The organism is Pseudomonas sp. MWU13-3659, from assembly GCF_023757525.1.
Taxonomy (GTDB): domain Bacteria; phylum Pseudomonadota; class Gammaproteobacteria; order Pseudomonadales; family Pseudomonadaceae; genus Aquipseudomonas; species Aquipseudomonas entomophila_E.
Genome location: NZ_JAMSHW010000014.1, coordinates 98,721 through 113,586 on the forward strand (window position 1 = coordinate 98,721; position 14,866 = coordinate 113,586).

A 14,866-nucleotide genomic window follows, 5' to 3' on the forward strand; every position below is an offset into this window, starting at 1 on the left:
CCTCTCTACTTCAGAAGCGGAAGACAGCACTTGTCGGCACCGATGACACTCTCGTCCGCCTTAATCAACATGTAGATATCGTTGGCGGCATCAACGATCCGGTCACTCAGTTCACTCAGTTGTTTGGAGCTTAGCGCTGCTAGCGCTTCCTCCATGGCTGACTCGGGTAAAAACAAGCCTCCAAAGGTAATAGGGGAAATGTCTGGCGAAAGCGCAGAAGAAAACAAATCTTGAATTTTCTCGGAGCACGTGCCGGTCACCTCGACCCCCTGCAACACGTTTAGGAAATTTGTCAGGGACCCTTTCGCGCTGACAGCCTCGGCCATCGCCTCAATGGGATGTTTGCCATCCGACTCCAGGTCAATAGCCATGAATGCCTTCAACACGGTTTTGCTGGCACTGGCGGACGGCGAAACTGGCGTATTGACGACACTATTCAGCGTGGAAGGCTTCGGCTTTACAAACAACGCCTTGAGTGAGCGCAGGATGCCACTGATAAAGTCGACGAATCGCTGCGCCAGGTTGCCGGCAGTGCGCGGTACCGGTACAAAATTCACTTTCGATTTTTCAACATCAATAGGCAAATGCCCGATGGTTTGGGAGGAAACAGTTTGAATGGAAGGCATGTGTACTCCTGCATAACAATGTTTTGCCCATTACGGGGAGTAATGGGGCGGCGATACCGCGCAAAACGAGCGCGCGCCGGCGCACACGCCCTCGGGCATCGGGCTTTGTAGGAGCGGCTTCAGCCGCGATCACCCGCAACGCGGGTGCCACGCACCGTGGTGTCGGCATCGCGGCTGAAGCCGCTCCTACAGAGCGTGCGGCCGAAAGCCTTTCATTGCGACCCTTGGCGGGCTGTCGCCTCGAAGGCCCTGGCTTGCGTCATGCCGGCACGGCAGCCAGGTCAGGTTTATTGCTCAATACTGGGAAATTTTTCGCCAGCGCGTAATCAACGAGCGACTCCACCTGCGCATCGGTCTGAACCATTTGCCCGCCGCGCTGCTTGCGCATCGCCACGATAGTATCTTGCAAGCTCAGCCCCTCTTCGAGCGCCATGGCCCGCGCAGCGAGCACACAACCGGTACGCCCTACACCGGCTCGGCAATGGACCACGATGTCGCTCCCCGCAGCGACGACCTCTTTCGACTCGACCAGTTGCTTGAGCAAGCCGGGGTCGAGCGCAGAACGGTCCGGCCAATTCTCAACATGCATCACGGTCACGGCGTGGGTCTTGCCCTCCCGACTCAAGGTGAGCATGTACTTCTGCACATTCAGGGATTGGTTACCACTTTTAAACTCCAAGGGCGCTCCCTGGGGCTCGGATTTTACGCTGACACTGCCGAACTGACCGTCTTTCCGAAAATAATCAGGCATATTAGACCCACGGGTGATTTCTTCGCCTGAAACCAATGGCATTAATACCTGAATGCCTTTATCCATCATCATCTCCAAATGATTCCTGACCTTCCCAGGCAACGGGTATTGGGCAGCGATACCAACAGACGCGCCGCTGGGCGTCTTGATATAGTTGGCATGGAGATCCTTTTTTTCCACCACGCGCGTGGCGGGGTTGAAAGGGATATCGTTGAATCGCAACGTGACTCGGCTAGGCGTAAATGGCTTCAGGCGTGCCTTGGCGAGCTTTAGTTCTGGCAATAGAGCCTTTAAAAGCTCATCACTCTTTTTCTCGGGAGCCGGGCTTAAACCTTTACACTTTTCCTGCCAGAGCGCTTGACAATCGTCGTCGTTCTGCTCGATATACTTTTCCAGTAATTTTACCAGTGCTTTCTTGGCGTCAGTACTTCCAGCGCCGTCACCATTCTTCTCCAGCTGACGAATTCCCGCTTCCTTTGCGGCAACGTTATCCTTTCGCATCCCTGCCCTCACAAAACGCGGAACACTCTCCAATGCCTCCGTCAATCTTTTAAGTACTGCATTTTTATTATCTGTTCGAGAGCCCAAGTCAGCCTCTAATTCTTCCTTTGCAGCCGTCATACGAACCATAATATCATCTGGCAGCCTCTGCCGTTCGAACTGCCCTACATCCTGACGGCGATTCGCGATTTTAACGTTGTCGGCAGATGTGCTCACAAAACTCGCATTATTCGACCTTGCTTCATTTGAAGCATAAGAATTAGTAATTTTAGAAGTATAGTTCTTTAGCGGATTTAGCATTGCACCCGTTCCCATTGAATTGTATTTGAGCAGCGCCTACCGCTCGCTGCCCCACCGCCCGCAACTGTGCGAATCGGCCAACCCATAATGGGAACAAGTCTGCTTATCTTCTGTCAGTGCTGGCCGGATCTTTGTGACTGCCAACCGCACACCGCGGAAAACACGAACGCGCCTGCAACACCAGGCGGGTCGGTGCACCCGGCACCACCACCGCCCGCGCGGCGGCCTGGTCGGCGCCCTCGGCCTGCCAGGCCAGGCGCGCGCGCAATACCAGGCCGTCGACGTCCTGGGTCGGCGGCAGGGTGAAGCTATAGGCCAGCGGCAACAGGCTCACCCGGTAGCTTTGCTGGGCCAACGAAACGCTCTGCCCCGCCTGCTGCCCGAACAGCTCGACCGTGACCACGGCAGGGCGGGGCAGCGGCTGGGCGAAGCGCACATCGCCACTGACTTCCAGCCCCGGCTTGGGCACCTGCACGCACCCTGTCATTGCGGCGCACAGCAGGGCCAGGCATGGAAAACGCTTGATCATTACAACCTCCAGAACGAGAAGAGCCGCAAAGGCAAGCATGCCCTTGCGGCTCGCGCAAACACCACCGGGCTCAGACGTTGGCGGCGGCCTTGAAGCCTTGGGTCGAGGACTGCAGGTTCTCCGCGATCGTCCGTAGCAGTTGCTGGATCATCTGGTCCAACTGATCGACGGTCAACTGGGTCATATCCTTCTGGTTCCTGGCCAACAGCGCCATGAGCTCCTCTTGTTTCACCGAGATATCGACCTGCGCCTTGCCAGCGGTGGTAATGGCATTACCCGTGGCACCCACGGTCTGGGTGATACCATTCAGGGTTTGCAAGAACGCAATGCGTGACTGAATATCCGCTTTCAGCTGATCAATTTTAACCTTGTTGGCTTCAATCAACGTCTTGGCACCGGGCGCCCTGACCATCTCAAGCGTTTCCTTGCCATTCGCATCCCTGCTGAAATGCGCTTCAGGGGTGTTAATCCGGTTGCTATCGAGCTGCAGCCTGCTGATTTCCCGGCTGGCCTGAATATTCTTGAACAGGCCCCTGGCACCGGCAGCGACCGACACCACGCCGACAATACCGGTGAGGACGGCGGAAGCGATCATCCAGCCCATCCCCTTTTCCATCTCGTTGATTTGGTTCCTTTGGTTTTCGACGCTCAGCTCCTGCTCCATCCGGCGCATGCTCAACTTCGCATCACGCGCCAACATCAGCCCCTTGAGAATCAACAAGAGTACTTGCAGGTTTTGGCTGCGCTCAGATTCGTCCATAGCGCCCGGCAGGGGGATCTCAACCCTGTCATTGGCTTCGGGCTGGCCCTTTGGTGATGACGACGAAGACAGGGCATCGTTTTTCTTGATTTTGTCTAGCAATGTTTCCTTTTCATTCTCGAGCTTGATAGCGCGCTGTTTCAGGCTCATATTTTTCCGTTCTGCACAGATCTCTTGCATAATGGGGTGCTTTATATCTTCAGGCTGAAGAAAATCCCCTGGGCGGCCGAGCGCCAGCAGATTGGTCGAGCGTTCATTTATAGTAGACATACTTTACCCTCACATTGATACGGCGCTTCGTTGGGAAGCATCCTGACAGGCTTTGTTGTTGGCACTCAGCATCTCCAACACCTTGTTCAACAGCTCTGAGTTCTGCTCCATCATTTCCTGCAGACGCTTCGTCAACTGTTCCAGAATCTTCTGCCCCTGTTCCGTCGTCAGTTTCATTTCGGCCATCGCCGTTTCACTTTTGAGCAACTGGATATTGCAAATGGTGGAGGCCAGCGAGCTGGCGCTGCTAAAGGCGCTCGAAGTCACCATGATCGCTTGCACGACCGTCTGCATGACCGTGGACATGCTCGCAGCCAGCGACGGCACGAATGCAATGCCGGCACTGGCAACGCCGACCAGAAGCGTGATCCCCGTCAGGGTCGGTCCGAGCCATTTCATCGTTTCCTTGGAAATACGCCCATCTTCGGCGGCCTGCTGCAACGCCATGTTGGCAATCCCCAGGGCACCGCCCACCATCATCGCGGCCCCCATCGCGGCCCCGACCCCGGTGCACACGAGTACCAGGCCGACCACCACCGAGACGATCGACGCTACCCAACCGAAGATCTTGGCAAACAGACCGGCCTTCTTGGCCGAACCCGCATTCGTATTCACCTCGTTGATCTTCTTGAGGTTTTCATCCATCTGCAGCTTGTTCTCATTCATCTGCCGCAGGATTTGCTCAAGGGAGAGCCGCGTCTGGTTTTTCTTGTAAGCGCCAATCAACTGCGCGAGTTCAATCTCGAAACCTTCACCCGACAGGGTCCCCTCGGCCGCTCGCTTGAAGGCATCCAACAAGAAGAGCTGCTCAGCCTTGATCGACGTGTGCGCGTTGCGGATTTCCTTGAGCTTCGAAACCATCTCACGAGTAAGCGGTGTATCCGCACCTGCGACTGGCAGATCGAGCTCCACATTGGGGGCGGGCACCACCTTGTCGGAGGAGGTGAGTGCGGGGCCGAACTGCGGCAAGGTGACCCTTTCGTCGTTGACGCTGTACTTCACCGTCAAGTCGAAACCCTGCGCACGATTATTCAAGAATTGAACGAAAGTTGCCGTCATGACTCAGCCCTCCTGCGCTGCGAGCGCTTCGATCCAGCCGCCGGCCCGCTTGGCCAGATCAGCATGAGCATCGCTCGCGCCAGCAAGCTCGATGGCCATCTGGTAGGCATCGCGGGCAGTGGCGCGGTCCCCGAGGCGGTGGTGACATTCAGCGGCGTGGAAAGGAAAGCGCGGGTCGTCCATCGCCATCAGCGCGCCAAAGCTGTAGCTGTGCAGCGCACCCTGGTAGTCACCCTGCGCCTGCTGTGCCCCGCCCATCCCCAGGTAGGCGCGGGCATCGAAGTGATCGAGCAGCGCCACGCCCTTGAACAGGTTCAGCGCCTCCTTGAACCGCCCCGATTGGTAGTGGGTGTACCCCAGGGCATACAGCGCCTCGAGTTGCGGTTTTTCGACACCGTGAAGCATGCCAATGGTGCCGCCCTGGTTGAAGAAGTCTTCCACCGCCTGGTCGACAACACTTTGTGCTTGCGCCGAATCTTGTAGAGACTGTGTCATCGTCATATCACCTCAACTCAAAATCTTGGAAAGTGTCGAGAACCATTTATCGATGAACTTCATCATGATCTCGATGGTTGTGTTGTATTGATTGCCCTTGTCATTGAGGATGGTCGTCAACTCGTTGATCTTGTCGCTAACCACTTTCGAGCGATCGCTCAGGGCTTGTGAAAAGTTGCCAAGGGGGTTGTTGTCTTTCGCCCAGGCGTACTCGCTTTTCAGGTCGGCGCTTTTCATCGGGCCGCTGATCTTGGTGACCACTTCCTTGCCACCGCTGTTGACCGTAGCGCCTTCAAGGAAATCACGGACGCTCATGAACCCTTTGCCGTTTTTCTCGAAAGTATCCAGCCCCATCAACAAACGTCGCTCACCACTCTTCTGCCACTTCTCCTCGGTGAAACCATAGCTGGCCGCCGAAAACAGATTGAAATCCCTGTCCTCGATATTGACCTTGCGTTTATTCTCGTCCGAGTCCCCCATCCGCAAGTTGATCTTTGCCTGGATTACGCTGTAGATGTTCATCTCGCCCGTCTGCCCCAAGAGCTCATCACGCATCTTGCCGCGGTCTTTGTCCTGCCCGCCAAGGCGCACTTTCAAGGCCATGAACACCATGCTGTCCGTCCGCAACTGCGCCGGCAGGCGCTCCAGCAGCACCGGAACGCCTGGCAGCAGGCTGCTCCACGCATCGAGCATTTGCTGGTAGGCCTGCAGCGGCTTGTCGGAAAGCCGGGCAGGCAATAGCCCGTCGAAGTCTTTCCTGGCCTGCGCCAGCGCCGCCAACCCCACGTCGCTGAACATTTGCTCCATCACCCGGCGCTGCCCAGCCTCATCCAGGGGCCTGGACTGCGCGTCCAGAATTGTCAGTTTGTTCGCCTGGATGTATTTTATTAGCGCGTCGATATCCCTTGAATCGGCCGTGATCCTGGCCATCAGTTGCTTCAAATTGACAGGCGCACCCGGCAGCCAACTCGCGCGCGCATCCAACAATTGCTTTATCGCCACCACTGGCTGACTGGAAAGTTGTTCCGGTAGCAGCGCATTGAAGGCACTCCGATTCTTTTCCAACTCGGCCTGCCCTGCGGCGCCTAGCAAATACGCCAAGGCGCTGCGACGTTGAGTGTCCTCCAGTGGCTGCCCCTGGTCGTCGACAACGAGCCATTTCTGCTCATCTATATATTTCACCAGCGCATCGATATCGCCCTGCTTGTTCATGACCCCCATCGAGTCACGCACGTCAGAAAGCATCGGCTGCCGGGATACGATATGCGTAACGGACATGTCCAGCCTCTCTAATAAATACGGTCTTTCAACAAAGGGATTGCGTGATAACCACTCTACTGACTATCGATTACCCCGCCTGTCGTTGATGGTCGTTAATTTGTCACTGCGCACGCTGCGCATCGGCCGTACCGCCGCCGCCGGTATCTCGAACCACCCCGGCTGCGGTTCGCGCGCCTCGCCCCAGCGCAGGTAGAACAGTTTCAGGCGCTCGGCCTGCAAGGGGCTGTCGGCCAGGGTCTGCACATTGCCGTACAGGCAATGGCGCGGGCCCAGTGCCTGGCTCACCGCCTCGGCCAACAGGTACAGGGCGGCGAAGGCGTTGCCCAGGCCCCGGCGCGCCTGCGCGCGGCGGAACATCACGATCCACACCCGCTCGCCTTCACAGCGCCAGGTCAACTCGCAAGCCTGGCAGCTGAACTGCCAGCCGGTGCGTATGCGGGTGTTGCGCCAGTATTGCGGGCGCAGCCGGTAACCTTGCGCCTGGAACCAGGCGCACAGACGTTCATCACTCATCGAAAGCAAGCTCCACCCCGGACGGGGTCATGGAAAACGCGCCCCGGGCGGGGCACGTCACGGCAGGCGGGTCAGCTGACCCGCCCCAGTGGCTGGATGTTGATCTGCGGGGTGAGCTCCTGGTACGAGAGCACCGGCAGGTCGCTGTAGATGCCCTCGATCAGCTTGCGCACATAGCGGCGGATGTCCATCGACACCACCAGCACCGGCTTGGCGTGGGCATCGCGCAGTTCGCCCACCACATCCTTGACCTTGTTCAGGAACTCGTCGCTCTGCGCCGGGTCCAGGGCCAGGTAGCTGCCCGCGCTGGTCTGGCGGATGCCGTTGCGGATCAGCTCCTCCACTTCCTGGTCGAGCAGGTAGGCGGGCAGGAAGTTGTTGCCGCTGGCGTACTTGTAGCAGATGTAGCGCTTGAGGCTGCTGCGGATGTACTCGGCCAGCTGCACCACGTCCTTTTCCTTCTGCCCCCATTCGACCATGGCCTCGAGGATGGCGCGCATGTTGCGGATCGAGATCCCTTCGCTCACCAGGCGCTGGAAGATCTCGGTGATGCGCTGCAACGGCAGGATGCGCTGCACCTCCTTGACCAGCTCCGAGTAACCCTGCTCCATCTGTTCGAGCAGGTAGCGGGTTTCCTGGATGCCGATGAAGTCGCCGGCGTACTCGCACAGCACGTGGGACAGGTGCCAGGTGAGCACCTGGTCGATGCTCAGGAACGCGCAGCCGGAACGCTCCAGGCGCCCGCGCTGGTCCTGGTCGACCCACAGTGCCGAGCGCCCCGGCAGCAGCGCCTCGCCCTCGGTGAAGGGCACGCCGATCAGTTCCAGCTGGCTGACCTTCTCCTGCACCAGCAGGCGCTCGGGCATCAGCTTGCCGCGGGCCACCGGCACCTCCTGCAGCAGGATGCGGTACTCGCCCTTTTCCAGCACCGAGCTGAAGCGCAGGTGGATGCCAGGGAACGGCACGCCGTAGTCCAGGTACAGGGCCTGCTTGACGCGCTCCAGTTCCTCGTTCAGCGAGGCGGCTTCCAGTGCGCCCTGCAACCCGGCATCCACGTCGATCAGCAAGGGCACGGTCAGGGCGAAGCCCTGCTTGTCCGACGCCTGCCAGCCCTTGGACTTGACCGTCGGCGCGCCACCGCCATTGGCCACCAGCGCCGGCAGGCCGCCGGCGCTGCGGTGCTCGGCCTCTTCCAGGCGGCGCTGGCGGATCGCCCACCAGCCGCCGCCGCCGACCACCGCCGCCAGCACGAAGAAGGTGATCATCGGGAAGCCCGGGATGATGCCGAACAGCACCAGCAGCGCACCGCCGATCAACAGCGCCTTGGGTTGGGCCATGACCTGGCCGCCGATGTTGGCGCCCAGGTCCTTGGCGCCCTCGGAGTCCCGGGTGACGATGATGCCTGCGGTGATGGCGATCAGCAGCGCCGGCACCTGGCTGACCATGCCGTCGCCCACGGTGAGCACCGAGTACAGTTGCAAGGCGTCGCCTGCGGTCATGCCCTTTTGCATCACGCCGATGGCCAGGCCTGCCAGGATGTTGACGATGATGATCACCAGGCCGGCGATGGCATCGCCCTTGACGAACTTCATCGCACCGTCCATGGCGCCGAACATCTGGCTGGCCTTCTCGACCTCGCCGCGGCGTTCGCGCGCCTCGTTCATGTCGATGGTGCCGGCGCGCAGGTCGCCGTCGATGCTCATCTGCTTGCCGGGCATGGCGTCGAGGGAGAACCGCGCGCTGACCTCGGCCACCCGCTCGGCGCCCTTGGTGATGACCAGGAACTGCACGATGGTGATGATCAGGAACAGGATGCAGCCAACCACCAGGTTGCCGCCCACCACGAAGTGGCCGAAGGTCTGCACGATCTGGCCGGCATCGGCCTCGAGCAGGATCATCCGCGTGGTGCTGATCGACAACGCCAGGCGGAACAGCGTGGTCACCAGCAGCACCGACGGGAACACCGAGAAGTGCAGCGGCGAGTTGATGTACACCGACATCATCAGCAGGACCACCGAGATGGTCATGTTCAGGGCGATCAGGATGTCCAGCAGCAAGGGCGGCAGCGGCAGGATCATCATGAACACCACCGCCAGCAGCATCACCGCCAGCATCAGGTCCTTGCGCGCGCCGATACGGGCGAGCACCTGGGTCAAGCCGTTCATGGCGCACCCCGCCGTTGCAGGTAGCTGCGGTAGGTGGCCCGCGCCTCTTCCAGGCGCCCGCCCATCTGCTGCGCATGGCTCAGGCACAGCCACAGGCCGGCACGCTGTTCACCGGCGGCCTGCATGGCCAGGCACAGCTGTTCGGCCAGTTGCCAGTCACCCTGCTCCAGCGCGGCCACCACCATGGCCCGGCGCGCGCCTGGATGCTTGGGGGCGACCTGCAGCAATGCACCCAGCAACACCTGGGCGCGATCAGGCCAGCCGCATTGCAGATGCACCCAGGCCAGCAGCAGCAGGACGTCCCGCTGCCTGTTGTTCAATTCCATGGTTTCTATGCCTTGATCAGAAGTTTGACTGTTTCGTTCAACATGCGCCTGTCTACATTCAGTGCATGGAGCAGTGAGCGGAACTCACGATTTTCGGGGGCCGAGCAGTCCCTGCACTGGCGCAGGATCTCATCGAGCCCCAGGTCGAAGTCCGCCGGGTTCGAGAGGGCGCTCAGGCAGTCGCTGGGGTCGCCGAAAGCGAACCTTTGCCTCTCGGTGCAGTGCTGTGGGTAGAGGCCAGGCAAGTGCTTCTCGACAGGCGCCCCCCAAATGCCTGGCGCCGGATCGCGCCCCGGCAGCGGCAGGCGCTCGCCTTCGGTGGCGGGCAACTGCCACAGATCGTGCAGCTGCCCGCCCCGCTCGATCCTGCTCATGCGTCCAGCACCTCGGCACGCACCGCGTTCAGCAGCCGGTAGGTTTCGTGCAGTTGTTGCGCACTCACGCGGTCCTCGTCGAGGCTGACCATCAGCACCAGGTCACCGTTGGCGAGCATGCCGCAGCGCAGCGGTTGCAAGGGCGCGCGGGCGCTGTACACGCGGGTCAAGGTGCCGAGCATGGCGCGGTCACGCTGGGACTCGACCACGGCGAACGCCAGCCAGAACGTCAGCTGCCCGGCATGGCGCTCGAACTGCACGGTGCCGATATCCCGCAGGGCCAGGCGCACCAACGGCCCCGCGTCGGGCGCAAGCACCACGCCCTGGTCGCGACAGAACAAGGCGATCGCCTCTTCACACAGATCCATTTCTCTCCTCCGCGACGTCGCGCAGCGACGTCTCCTCGTCATCGACCGCTTGGTCCATCGCCATCTGGCAGACCGACACCAGGTTGTCGCGCTGCTCTTCGTCACTGAATACCTGCAAGGGCAACAGCCGGATGATGCGCTTGAGCTCCCGCAGGCAGTAGATGCTCAGCACCGGGTCGGTGATTTCCATCGCCACCAGCAACTGCTGGATGTCGTGGACACTGACCCAACGTTTGTCGATCAGCGTCAGCAAATCGCCGATCAAATCAGAAGATTCGTACGCCACTGCCGCCCTCCCCGTCTTCATCGTTGTCATCCTCGCGCGCCTGCTCATCGTGCTCATCACGACTGTGGCGCTTGTGCTTGTTTCGTTTGCGCTTGCGGTTCAGCACCCGCTCAAAGAACTGCTCGACGTCTTCCTCCAGTTTCTTGAGGATCTGCACCAGCTTCATGTCACCGATGACCAGCTGCAGCTTGTCGTTGTCACGCCCCCCTTGCAGGCCCATCAGGTGGGCCGCCAGGCCCTTGACCAGGAATTTCGACACCTCGTCGACCCTGGCGTCGCCGAACCGGCCGCGCAGTTCGCCCCAGGCATGGGCCAGGCCGCGGTAGCCGGTCACGAAGTCGCGATAGACATTGCGCAACTCGCCCACCTCGCCCGCGCCCTGCTCGGCGGCCTGGGCGGCGAGCGGGCCGATCTCGAGGCCCAGCGCGATGGCCCGTCCGTGTTTCTGCTCCATCTGCGCCAGGGCGTTGTCAAGCAGCTTGAGCAACGCCTCGCTGCCGGGGCCCTTGGCCAGTTCGGCCCGGGCATGGGCCAGGGCCAGGTACTGGTGGCAGACCTCTGAGGACAGCCCTTTCAGGTGCGCGGCCAACTCACGCGCCGTGAGGGTGGGGTGCTGGCGCAACTGCGCCACCAGCGCGTCGAGGGCGCGACGCTGAATGTCCGGCACCTGCTTGAGCATGCCGGGCGATTCGCTGCCGGCACGCGCGCCATGGCGACGCGTATCGGTGATCCGGTTGCGGGCGTTCAATCGCGCATTGACCAATGACGAGAACATCATGGTCAGTTCTTCCGACACACTGGCTTCCTGCCCCATGGGGACAGGCCGCGCGACCTGGGCGACGAGCTGGCGCAGCTGGCTGGTGCTGGTGCTGCTCCCTTCGTCCCAGTCGAGGGCTTCCGGCTCTTTCAACGAACCGATGTAGTTGATGGGGGTGGCCACGCCTACCTCACAGGAATCACGGAATGACGGCCATCTTAGAAAAGCCTTCCTGTTCACGCTGACAGCATCGGTCGCTTCTTTTTAGCCTGGCGCACGCGCCGCGCGCCCACGCCCGAAAAACTAAAAACATGCGACCCAGGGTGAAATCCCCGGGGCGGCCGCCTCCCTAGAATGGCGCCCCATATCCATCACCACAGCCTGCCCATGCATCCTTCCCTGCGCCAGATCCCCCAGAACCTGCTCGACACCGTCAACCAGGCCCGCCTGATCCAGATCCGTGGCCGCGTGACCCAGGTCACTGGCACGCTGATCCGCGCGGTGGTGCCGGGCGTCCAGGTCGGCGAGCTGTGCCAGCTGCGCGCGCCGGACAACAGCCTGTCGCTGCTGGCCGAGGTGATCGGCTTCCAGCAGCACCAGGCGTTGCTGACCCCGCTGGGGGACATGTATGGCCTGTCGTCCAACACCGAGGTGAGCCCCACCGGCGGCATGCACCAGGTGGGCGTGGGCGATCACCTGCTGGGCAAGGTCCTCGACGGCCTGGGCAACCCGCTCGATGGCAGCGCCGCCGGGGTGCCGGCCGCCTGGTACCCGGTGTACCGCGACGCCCCCGACCCGATGAGCCGCAAGCTCATCGAGCAACCCATGAGCCTGGGCATCCGCTGCATCGACGGCCTGCTGACCTGCGGCGAGGGCCAGCGCATGGGGATCTTCGCCGCCGCTGGCGGCGGCAAGAGCACCCTGCTGGCCTCGCTGATGCGCAACGCCCAGGCCGACGTCATCGTGCTGGCCCTGGTGGGCGAGCGCGGCCGGGAAGTGCGCGAGTTCATCCACTCGGACCTGGGCGAAGAAGGCTTGCGCCGCGCGGTGCTGGTGGTGGCGACGTCCGACCGGCCGGCCATGGAGCGCGCCAAGGCAGGCTTCGTCGCCACCACCATCGCCGAATACTTTCGCGACCAGGGCAAGCGCGTGCTGCTGCTGATGGACTCGGTGACCCGCTTTGCCCGGGCGCAACGGGAAATCGGCCTGGCCGCGGGCGAACCACCGACCCGGCGCGGCTTCCCGCCCTCGGTGTTCGCCCAGCTGCCACGTTTGATGGAGCGCGCCGGGCAGTCCGACAAAGGCTCGATCACCGCGCTCTACACCGTGCTGGTGGAAGGCGACGACATGAGCGAGCCGATCGCCGAGGAAACCCGCTCGATCCTCGACGGCCACATCGTGCTGTCGCGGGAGCTGGGCGCCGCCAACCACTACCCGGCGATCGACGTGTTGCGCTCGGTCAGCCGGATCATGAACCAGATCGTCACCCCCGAGCACCGCAAGGCGGCCGGGCAACTGCGCGAATGGATGGCCAAGTACGAGGAAGTCGAGCTGCTGCTGAAGATCGGCGAGTACGAACAGGGCCAGGACGACGTGGCCGATACCGCCATCGCCAAGCGCGAGGATATCCGCACCTGGCTGCGCCAGGGCACCCACGAACACAGCCCCATGCCGCACAGCCTCGAACAGCTCGGCGACATCACGCAGGTCGACCTATGCCCCTGAGCACACTGGTCCGCATCAAGCGCCTGAGGTTGCAGCAGGCCGAACGCGAGACGCTGCGCCAGCAGGCACGCCTGCAGGCCGCGCAAACCGCCAAGGACCAGGCGATCACCGCGCACCACGACTACCACGCCTGGCGCCTGGACGAAGAGCGACGCCTGTTCGACGAGCATCAGGGGCAAATGACCCAGCGCCGGGTACTGGAGCGCTGGCGGCATGAAGTCAGCCTGCTGCGCGAGCGCGAGGCGCAGCTGCAAGAGCAGGTCGTGGAGAAGGAACAGGCGCTGCGGCGTCAACGCGAAGCGCTGGAGACGGCCAGGAAGGCCTTCGCCAAGGCCCAGCAGCAGTTGGACAAGTTCCTCCAGCTGCAGGTCCGCGCCCTGAAGGAAGCGAACCAGCTGCAGGAACTCAAGGAAGAACTGGAAATGGACGAACACCACCGACGAGATGCCGAAACCGCATGAAGACCCCACCGTTGCACCCAACGCCAGACATGCCGGCGCCGATCACCCGGCGCACGCCCACGGGCACGCAGCAGTCGCACTTCGAGCGCCTGCTCGACCGCGCGCCCCACGACGGCCGCGCCGCGCCCGAGCGTCAGGGCCACCTGCCAACGGGCAAGGCGAACACGCGGCGGGATGGCGCGCGCGCCGAATCGAGCCATGACGCTCGCCAGCCGCAGCCCATGCGCGAGCCTCCCGTCAGCCCGCGCAAGGCCACTGACCAGCCGGACACGCGCCCCCTCGGCGATGAGAAAAAGGCACAGGACGAACCGCGCCAGCCCATGCCCGAGCTTCCCGCCAACTCCCGCAAGGCCGATGGCAAGCCAGGCACGCGGGCCGGCGACGATGACAAAAAGGCACAGGACGAGGCGAGCCAACCACTGCGTCAGCCGCTCGTGACCGAGCAGCCGCAGGCGGGCACGCCGCCCTTGGCGCCGACCGATGTCGTCCAGCCGACTGTGGGGCAAGGCCCGGCCACGCCCCACTCGCCCCGCGACCAGGTCAATGCCCGACCGCGCCAGGCACCCAGCGGCCGCACCAACGAAACCACCGTCAAGACTGAACGGCCCGTGGCGCTGGAGCCTGCGCACGAACACGGCGAAGCGATGGCCAAGGTTATCGCCTCGGTATCCCCCGAGCACAAGCCCCAGGCCGAGCCCTCCCCGCTCCGCCACGCGCCCCGTTTACCGCCGCTGCGCCGGGAATCGCGCCAGGTCACAGTGGCCCCCGAGGGCCCCGCGCCAACCGGCGAAAAGCGCCCGCCAGCCAACACCGCACCAGCGCCTCGCGACATGGACCACGGCGCGGCCTCCGACAAGGCCCCTGCGCGCCGCCACGATCAGGAGCAACCGCTCACCTCGCCCACCCCGATTCAGCCATGGCCCGCGCCACCCGGTGACCGGGTGCTGCACAGCATGGCGGCGCAGTCCACCAGCCCTGCGCTGGCCCAGGACCTCCAGGCCCTGGTGGAGCGCCTGCAGTTGCAACTGCAGACCGGCAAGACCCATACCGGCGACACCGCCCTGCTGCGCGCGCAGCTGCCGCACCTGGGCACCGTGGAAGTGCGCCTGACCCACGCCGGCCACACCCTGCAAGTCGAGATCCATGCCTCGCCCGGCAGCCTGCAGCAACTGCAGACGGCCCGCGGCGAGCTGCTCGAGCGCTTGCAGCGGCTCGACCCGAGCCAACCCTTGAGCCTTTCGTTCGCCAACGACAGCGGCGGCGACCAGCGCTCGCGCAACCAGCGCCATGTACACGATGAGTGGCAGCCCGAACAGTGA

Annotated in this window: 17 protein-coding genes; 3 read left to right on the forward strand and 14 right to left on the reverse strand. The window is 62.4% G+C overall.

The genetic code is table 11. The annotated features are described in order from the left end of the window. Positions 1-5: 5 nt before the first annotated feature. From NGM28_RS17975 to sctW, 14 genes are all read right to left on the reverse strand, one after another. Positions 6-626, reverse strand: coding sequence for a hypothetical protein (locus tag NGM28_RS17975; RefSeq protein ID WP_252090984.1), 621 nt, complete (start codon positions 624-626; stop codon positions 6-8). Between the two features lie 259 nt (positions 627-885). Continuing rightward, a complete protein-coding gene (locus tag NGM28_RS17980; protein ID WP_252090985.1) occupies positions 886-2,178 on the reverse strand; it encodes a protein-tyrosine phosphatase family protein in 1,293 nt (430 codons plus the stop codon). Between the two features lie 103 nt (positions 2,179-2,281). After that, positions 2,282-2,707 carry a YscW family type III secretion system pilotin gene (locus NGM28_RS17985; protein ID WP_252090986.1) on the reverse strand — a complete coding sequence of 142 codons (426 nt, stop codon included), beginning with the start codon at positions 2,705-2,707 and terminating at the stop codon, positions 2,282-2,284. A 70-nt stretch (positions 2,708-2,777) separates the two neighbouring features. After that, positions 2,778-3,737, reverse strand: coding sequence for a type III secretion system translocon subunit SctB (gene sctB, locus NGM28_RS17990; protein WP_252090987.1), 960 nt, complete (start codon positions 3,735-3,737; stop codon positions 2,778-2,780). A 9-nt stretch (positions 3,738-3,746) separates the two neighbouring features. Beyond that, positions 3,747-4,796: a type III secretion system translocon subunit SseC family protein gene (sctE, locus tag NGM28_RS17995; RefSeq protein ID WP_252090988.1), complete on the reverse strand. Its 1,050-nt coding sequence runs from the start codon at positions 4,794-4,796 to the stop codon at positions 3,747-3,749. Positions 4,797-4,799: 3 nt separating this feature from the next. Then, the gene (locus NGM28_RS18000) at positions 4,800-5,291 is read right to left on the reverse strand and encodes a SycD/LcrH family type III secretion system chaperone (protein WP_252090989.1); all 492 of its coding nucleotides are present in this window, start codon (positions 5,289-5,291) and stop codon (positions 4,800-4,802) included. A gap of 12 nt (positions 5,292-5,303) precedes the next feature. Beyond that, positions 5,304-6,569 carry a virulence-associated V antigen gene (locus NGM28_RS18005; RefSeq protein ID WP_252090990.1) on the reverse strand — a complete coding sequence of 422 codons (1,266 nt, stop codon included), beginning with the start codon at positions 6,567-6,569 and terminating at the stop codon, positions 5,304-5,306. A gap of 63 nt (positions 6,570-6,632) precedes the next feature. Further along, complete coding sequence (locus tag NGM28_RS18010; protein WP_252090991.1) at positions 6,633-7,085, reverse strand: LcrR family type III secretion system chaperone; 453 nt, start codon at positions 7,083-7,085, stop codon at positions 6,633-6,635. 71 nt (positions 7,086-7,156) lie between these two features. Then, the gene (sctV, locus tag NGM28_RS18015; protein WP_252090992.1) at positions 7,157-9,250 is read right to left on the reverse strand and encodes a type III secretion system export apparatus subunit SctV; all 2,094 of its coding nucleotides are present in this window, start codon (positions 9,248-9,250) and stop codon (positions 7,157-7,159) included. After that, positions 9,247-9,576, reverse strand: coding sequence for a type III secretion apparatus assembly chaperone SctY (gene sctY, locus NGM28_RS18020; RefSeq protein WP_252090993.1), 330 nt, complete (start codon positions 9,574-9,576; stop codon positions 9,247-9,249). Before sctY ends, sctV begins: the two co-directional genes overlap by 4 nt. Positions 9,577-9,581: 5 nt before the next feature. Further along, the gene (gene sctX / locus NGM28_RS18025; RefSeq protein ID WP_252090994.1) at positions 9,582-9,950 is read right to left on the reverse strand and encodes a type III secretion apparatus assembly protein SctX; all 369 of its coding nucleotides are present in this window, start codon (positions 9,948-9,950) and stop codon (positions 9,582-9,584) included. After that, a complete protein-coding gene (locus tag NGM28_RS18030) occupies positions 9,947-10,318 on the reverse strand; it encodes a type III secretion system chaperone family protein (protein ID WP_252090995.1) in 372 nt (123 codons plus the stop codon). The genes sctX and NGM28_RS18030 overlap by 4 nt, the downstream gene beginning before the upstream one ends. After that, entirely contained in the window at positions 10,305-10,604 is a 300-nt protein-coding gene (locus tag NGM28_RS18035; protein WP_252090996.1) for a TyeA family type III secretion system gatekeeper subunit, read from the reverse strand. Before NGM28_RS18035 ends, NGM28_RS18030 begins: the two co-directional genes overlap by 14 nt. Beyond that, positions 10,585-11,544 carry a type III secretion system gatekeeper subunit SctW gene (gene sctW / locus NGM28_RS18040; RefSeq protein WP_252090997.1) on the reverse strand — a complete coding sequence of 320 codons (960 nt, stop codon included), beginning with the start codon at positions 11,542-11,544 and terminating at the stop codon, positions 10,585-10,587. Before sctW ends, NGM28_RS18035 begins: the two co-directional genes overlap by 20 nt. A gap of 204 nt (positions 11,545-11,748) precedes the next feature. Between sctW and sctN the strand changes: the two genes are divergently transcribed. The 3 genes from sctN to NGM28_RS18055 are packed head-to-tail and all read left to right on the forward strand — an operon-like array spanning position 11,749 to position 14,866. Continuing rightward, positions 11,749-13,086, forward strand: a complete 1,338-nt coding sequence (gene sctN, locus NGM28_RS18045; protein WP_252090998.1) for a type III secretion system ATPase SctN — start codon at positions 11,749-11,751, stop codon at positions 13,084-13,086. Then, on the forward strand, positions 13,077-13,547 hold the full coding sequence (locus NGM28_RS18050; RefSeq protein WP_252090999.1) for a type III secretion protein: 471 nt from the start codon (positions 13,077-13,079) through the stop codon (positions 13,545-13,547). The genes sctN and NGM28_RS18050 overlap by 10 nt, the downstream gene beginning before the upstream one ends. Next, on the forward strand, positions 13,544-14,866 hold the full coding sequence (locus NGM28_RS18055) for a type III secretion system needle length determinant (protein WP_252091000.1): 1,323 nt from the start codon (positions 13,544-13,546) through the stop codon (positions 14,864-14,866). Before NGM28_RS18050 ends, NGM28_RS18055 begins: the two co-directional genes overlap by 4 nt.

Excerpts from the sequence above, each read along its gene's own strand:
- NGM28_RS17985 (WP_252090986.1), bottom strand. The coding sequence starts at position 2,707 with ATGATCAAGCGTTTTCCATGCCTGGCCCTGCTGTGCGCCGCAATGACA.
- sctY (WP_252090993.1), bottom strand. The coding sequence starts at position 9,576 with ATGGAATTGAACAACAGGCAGCGGGACGTCCTGCTGCTGCTGGCCTGG.
- sctV (WP_252090992.1), bottom strand. The coding sequence starts at position 9,250 with ATGAACGGCTTGACCCAGGTGCTCGCCCGTATCGGCGCGCGCAAGGAC.
- NGM28_RS18055 (WP_252091000.1), top strand. The coding sequence starts at position 13,544 with ATGAAGACCCCACCGTTGCACCCAACGCCAGACATGCCGGCGCCGATC.
- NGM28_RS18030 (WP_252090995.1), bottom strand. The coding sequence starts at position 10,318 with ATGGATCTGTGTGAAGAGGCGATCGCCTTGTTCTGTCGCGACCAGGGC.
- sctX (WP_252090994.1), bottom strand. The coding sequence starts at position 9,950 with ATGAGCAGGATCGAGCGGGGCGGGCAGCTGCACGATCTGTGGCAGTTG.
- NGM28_RS18050 (WP_252090999.1), top strand. The coding sequence starts at position 13,077 with ATGCCCCTGAGCACACTGGTCCGCATCAAGCGCCTGAGGTTGCAGCAG.
- NGM28_RS18005 (WP_252090990.1), bottom strand. The coding sequence starts at position 6,569 with ATGTCCGTTACGCATATCGTATCCCGGCAGCCGATGCTTTCTGACGTG.
- sctE (WP_252090988.1), bottom strand. The coding sequence starts at position 4,796 with ATGACGGCAACTTTCGTTCAATTCTTGAATAATCGTGCGCAGGGTTTC.
- NGM28_RS17975 (WP_252090984.1), bottom strand. The coding sequence starts at position 626 with ATGCCTTCCATTCAAACTGTTTCCTCCCAAACCATCGGGCATTTGCCT.
- NGM28_RS17980 (WP_252090985.1), bottom strand. The coding sequence starts at position 2,178 with ATGCTAAATCCGCTAAAGAACTATACTTCTAAAATTACTAATTCTTAT.
- sctB (WP_252090987.1), bottom strand. The coding sequence starts at position 3,737 with ATGTCTACTATAAATGAACGCTCGACCAATCTGCTGGCGCTCGGCCGC.
- NGM28_RS18010 (WP_252090991.1), bottom strand. The coding sequence starts at position 7,085 with ATGAGTGATGAACGTCTGTGCGCCTGGTTCCAGGCGCAAGGTTACCGG.
- sctN (WP_252090998.1), top strand. The coding sequence starts at position 11,749 with ATGCATCCTTCCCTGCGCCAGATCCCCCAGAACCTGCTCGACACCGTC.
- NGM28_RS18000 (WP_252090989.1), bottom strand. The coding sequence starts at position 5,291 with ATGACACAGTCTCTACAAGATTCGGCGCAAGCACAAAGTGTTGTCGAC.